This is a genomic window from Zooshikella ganghwensis DSM 15267, assembly GCF_000428585.1.
GTDB lineage: Bacteria > Pseudomonadota > Gammaproteobacteria > Pseudomonadales > Zooshikellaceae > Zooshikella > Zooshikella ganghwensis.
On the sequence record NZ_AUAF01000222.1, the window covers coordinates 1 to 5002 of the forward strand.

The window sequence follows — 5002 nt, forward strand, 5'->3', positions numbered from 1 at the left end:
GATAGGCTTTGCACGTCATCAGTTGAAAGTAGGTATGATGAATATAGTTTATAACATGAGGCGGTTCGTGACATTAAGTAGGAAAAGTGCGCCTGCAATTTGAAAAAAGGAAGAACTATCTCTTTTTGTAAGATAGTAGTTAGCACTGTAGAGCCCATAAAACGTGAATTTTGGTGTCAAATAATAAACAATCGTATTTACCTTCTATAATTTAAGATCTTTCCTAAAAATATTGAAATTTTGGTAACATTTTTAGAGGTACCCATATTAATAATTCCTACAAACATCCATCCATAGTCATTATTTCTAATTTGCTACACAAATATGGTTGATATGTACTACCTATATCCAAAATCAGTAGTGGGCTTTATCGGCGACAGAATAAGGAATGTATTTTTATATATTAATTTTTGAGGACGAACTTAAATATTTTTAAAATCAATCTATAGTTACTTTATCACTATAGTATTTACTGGTGCTGAATTGATTATGAGGCTGCTTTTATTGTTATGTTATTATATTTTTGTTTCAATTTCAGAAGCTAGTGACAAATTGGTTAAAATTGCAACACTACATGATTATGAACCCTTTTGTTTTAGCAAAGAATTTGGCGTTGAGATAATACCGCCAGGCAAAGACTCGAAATACCTTAAGGGTTATTCTTGGGAGATAGTGCGACAAAGTTATCACAAAATGGGCTATACAATAGAGCTGAATATACTTCCTTGGCCAAGGGCCCTGGAATTTGTAAAAGAGGGTAAGGTAAATTTACTTTTTCCTGCTGGAAAAAATAGCGCTAGGCAAAAAATATTCCACTATTCTAAAGAGTATGTAAATGAGGCTAAATTTTTAATTTATACTCTTAAAAATAAGAGTATAAATTGGAAAGGTGTTAAAAGCTTAAAGGGGATGAATATAGCTGTAAAAAAAGACTATAACTATGGAGAGTTATTTAATAACGCTGATTATTTTAATAAGATATCCGTGAATAACATATCTCAGGGCTTTAAAATGCTTTTTGCAAATAGAGTTGATGGGTTTGCAGGGTATGAAAAAAACTGGGATTACATAATATCAAAAGAAGGGAATGCTAGTAACTTTAAAAAATATCCGTATTTTGGAGCTACGTATGAATATGTTGTTGGAAATATAAATGATTCACTGGTTATAAGGTTAATAAATGTTTTTGATCAGGGTAAAAGGCATATTGATTTTTCAGGTGTTACCTTGAAAACACAGAAAGAATGGTTTCAAAATGTTGATTATATGTGATTTTTTAATTAAAATCGTTTGAAAAGTAAGCTGTTGGAATGCTCTGCCTTTCTTTTTTTACCTAAATTCACGCATTGGGTCTGATAGATTAAAGAATAATTGTTTTTTAAGTTGAATTCAGATATTAAAGAAGATATTCTGAGTAAATAACTACTAATAGTGGTTTGAGTAGAAAAGTTGGGGATAAGTGCGCCAAATATATTACCTGAAAGCCGCCCTATTGCATAAACATCTTTTGAGCCTTTTAGTAATAATTTGGCAAAATTAATGAGTGCATTATCTCCTGTTTTATATCCATGCTGATTGTTGATTTCACTTAATGAAGAGAGGGTAAATAATACACATTGGATATCTTTATTGCTGCTTAGTTCTGCTTTAATTGTCAGTGAAGCCAACTTATTAAATCCACTGGTATTTGATATGCCAGTTAACTCATCTGTATCTTGAAACTGTGGAGAAGCTATTTCTTTTTCAACGATTTCTCCCAATAATTGTAGTACTTTTTTACTTGTGTTAGAGAAAACTCTTGGTGATTGATCAATGATACAGAATGTTCCAACCCTACATCCATCAGGCATTGTTAATGGGATTCCAGCATAGAAGCGAATAAATGGCTTTGCTGAAACTAACGGATTATCATGAAAGCGTTCATCTTGATAGGTGTCAGAGACTATAAGAGGTTCATCTGTAAGGATGCAGTGACCACAAAATGATATAATTCTTTCCGTTTCTTTAACAGATAAGCCCACTCTTGATTTAAACCATTGTCTTTTTTCATCAACAAGAGTAACAAGAGCGATAGGCATATTAAATATCAGACTTGCAAACCTAGTATATCGATCAATACGTTCTTCTGCTTCAGTATCTAAGATTTTGAGAGCATGAAGTGTTTCAAGTCTATTGTGTTCATCTTGTGGGATAGCTGGAATAATCATTTCATTCCTTTGAATTATTAATGAATAATTTAGGAAAAATCTTTTTGATAAAAGCCATTAAAAGGTACCAACTATCTAGATTATATACCCAAAATGAAAAATTTTTAGTAATAACTTGTTAAGTGATGAAGATGCTTAAAAGTTCTCTAGTAGCTAGTTTTGGTTGCAACAGCAATAGACTTAAACGTTCTAAAGGTCCATCATATGAAGGGATTTGGTTGCATACCCTTCATGAATGATTTCTAGGTTTTTTTATCTTCACTCCTCACCCCAATCACCAATTAATATAGGCTCATGGGGCTTCGTTACTCGATGGTTGCACCAAAAAACCATTCGTATTGGGTACAGTGTGCAAATGATCGTGATTTAAGTGTGATTGTAGTAATATTTTATATTACTGTCTTAAGTCTGAAATGTAGTATTTTAGTGGCAGCATCATTCAACTCTCTTCCTCTAGATTATCTTAATTTGTACGTTGTATGAAGTTGATTGAGCTTATATCTCACAAGAAAGTTTGCAGATAATTTAGGCCACACTAGGGAGTATATCTTTTGGTGTCTAGGAGAATGTTGTTGTATATGAAATGCAATAAGGTCAGTATAGGGGCGCCACTAGTGACTAATTTTAGTAGGGCGCTTATTGTTCTAAACTGCAAAAAGAGGTTTCTGTTTTGCTTTAAATTAGAGCAGCTGAGCATTTGTTAATTTAATAAACAGGTGTTATTTGCTATCTGTCAGCAACACGTTGTGCTACTTCCTCTAAATGTCTTGACCCCCACTGTTGCAGTGAATGAATAACCGGGGTTAATGTCTTACCGTACTCAGTCATAGAATACTCAACTTTTGGGGGGACCTCAGGGTAAACTTTCCTTGCAATTAAATTATCTGCTTCAAGCTCCCGTAGTTGTTTTGTCAGCATTCTCTGTGTTACTTCGGGCATTACACGGCGTAATTCGTTAAAACGCATAGTTTCTGATAGCAGGTGGTAAAGAATTACGCCTTTCCACTTTCCTCCAATGACTTCTAAAGCAGCCTCAACTGGGCAACCAGGATTACAGTTATAGTTTGTGTGAGCCATTGAGAACTCCATTGGTATATAAAAAGATACTTTGTATCATAAATGTGCGTACTTACATAGTTTATAAGTACAGTGTATTCTGTCGGCAAGTTGACAGCAACCATATATGTAGTTAGGAATGATCCATGAACAATCCAATTATTGAAGACCTTCGCTGGAGATACACAACCAAAAAATATGACCCAAACAAAAAGATTCCAAAAAAGGATCTTGATGTACTTTTTGAGGCCATGCGTCTCTCAGCATCCTCTATAAACTCGCAACCATGGAAATTCGTTGTGGTTGAAAGTGATGCCGCGAAAGCGCGTATGAATAAAACATTTGCCAATAAATATCATTTTAATCAGCCTCATGTTTTTGACAGCTCGCATATTATTCTTTTTGCGCATAACCCACGCTACTCGCGAGAAGATTATGCTGAGGTAGTGGATAATGGCATAGTTGATCAACGCACCAAGCCAGAAAATAGGGAGAGTGCATTTGGTGGTTTCATGTTTGCTGAACTTAACACAGATAAAAACGGGTATAATGGCAACTGGACAAAAGCACAAACCTACATAGCGCTTGGTAATACGCTACACACTTTAGCACGCCTCAGAATTGATTCTACTCCGATGGAAGGTATTGATATTGAATTAGTTAATGAGGAGTTTAAAGAAGAGCTTAATGGCTATCATTGTGATCTGGCCTTAGCTATTGGCTATCATCACTCTCAAGAAGATTACAACGCAAAGCTTCCCAAGTCTCGGCGCAGCATGGGCAGCATTATGGTTCGTATTTAAAATAAACACATAATTGTTGTATACACACAAGCAGCAAAAAGCATTGTTTGTTTCTCGATATGCTTTTTGCTGCCAGTGATGTAAGGCTTTATGTATCGATGGGGTTAGGGCAGAACAGGCCCTAACTTAATATTAATACTATGCCTGTGGAGGTGTTCCTTCACCGTTAGAAACAATGGCATCAATTTGTACGTATCCCCTCTGCAATCGTGTGCTGCAGTAAAAAACGTACACGCTATACCGCTAATGTCTTCTTACTCAGTTCTCTGTCTGTCTAGTACGCTGCATTCATTTCATAAATAGCCGTTTATGTTGTATGAAGCAACCCAAGATTGAAACCTTATCCCCTGAAGCTTACCAGGACCTCCAGCAGGCCATTACGGCCTCATCGCTAAACCAGGACCATAAAACCCTCATCATGGGCGTGTTGGACCTCTGTTTATGGCTCCAGCAAAAACTCACCTTCTCAAAAATCAGTATCAATACGCTGAAAAAAGTGTTTGCGATACAAACAGAGAAACGTCATCGGCCTCAACCCGACGCTGATCCAGATATCACATCTACAGAGACAGTAACCTCTGAGGCGGCTAATGATGAGGGTGCGCCCCCTGTCAATGCTGATGATACGGCTAAAGATGATCAGCAACCTTCTAAAATTAAAGGTCATGGCCGTATTGCAGCAGATGCGTATACTGCCGCAGAAACCATTGTTCTGAATCACCCTGACTATGCCCCAGGTGATCCTTGTCCTTTACACTGTGGTGGCCGCCTTTATCAATTGAAGACACCAGGTGTATTTATTCCTATTGAAGGCGGACAGCTGTTTGAAGCCTATCGCTATGAACGACAGCGCTTACGCTGTGCAATCTGTGGTGAAGTCTTTAAAGCTTCGCTACCACCAGGCATTATCGATAAATACGACGAGCGCAGTAAAGC

The 5002-nt window shown here is 36.6% G+C and carries 5 protein-coding genes; 3 read left to right on the forward strand and 2 right to left on the reverse strand.

Going from position 1 to position 5002, the window contains the following annotated elements:
- Positions 1-489 precede the first annotated feature (489 nt).
- Positions 490-1272, forward strand: a complete 783-nt coding sequence (locus F607_RS0124425; protein WP_051311806.1) for a substrate-binding periplasmic protein — start codon at positions 490-492, stop codon at positions 1270-1272.
- A gap of 8 nt (positions 1273-1280) precedes the next feature.
- Here F607_RS0124425 and F607_RS31620 read toward each other — a convergent pair whose 3' ends face one another.
- Together F607_RS31620 and F607_RS0124435 are read right to left on the reverse strand one after the other, a co-directional pair.
- Complete coding sequence (locus F607_RS31620) at positions 1281-2207, reverse strand: GAF domain-containing protein (protein ID WP_051311807.1); 927 nt, start codon at positions 2205-2207, stop codon at positions 1281-1283.
- 726 nt (positions 2208-2933) lie between these two features.
- Entirely contained in the window at positions 2934-3284 is a 351-nt protein-coding gene (locus F607_RS0124435; protein ID WP_027710141.1) for a winged helix-turn-helix transcriptional regulator, read from the reverse strand.
- A 125-nt stretch (positions 3285-3409) separates the two neighbouring features.
- Here F607_RS0124435 and F607_RS0124440 point away from each other — a divergent pair, with 125 nt between their 5' ends.
- Both F607_RS0124440 and F607_RS0124445 read left to right on the forward strand, forming a co-directional pair.
- Complete coding sequence (locus F607_RS0124440; protein ID WP_027710142.1) at positions 3410-4066, forward strand: NAD(P)H-dependent oxidoreductase; 657 nt, start codon at positions 3410-3412, stop codon at positions 4064-4066.
- Between the two features lie 316 nt (positions 4067-4382).
- A partial coding sequence (locus tag F607_RS0124445) for a hypothetical protein (protein ID WP_027710143.1) occupies positions 4383-5002 on the forward strand: 620 nt, incomplete at its 3' end.

Bases quoted from the DNA above. Each gene is read 5' to 3' on its own strand.
- F607_RS0124425 (WP_051311806.1), top strand. From the start codon at position 490: ATGAGGCTGCTTTTATTGTTATGTTATTATATTTTTGTTTCAATTTCA.
- F607_RS31620 (WP_051311807.1), bottom strand. From the start codon at position 2,207: ATGATTATTCCAGCTATCCCACAAGATGAACACAATAGACTTGAAACA.
- F607_RS0124435 (WP_027710141.1), bottom strand. From the start codon at position 3,284: ATGGCTCACACAAACTATAACTGTAATCCTGGTTGCCCAGTTGAGGCT.
- F607_RS0124440 (WP_027710142.1), top strand. From the start codon at position 3,410: ATGAACAATCCAATTATTGAAGACCTTCGCTGGAGATACACAACCAAA.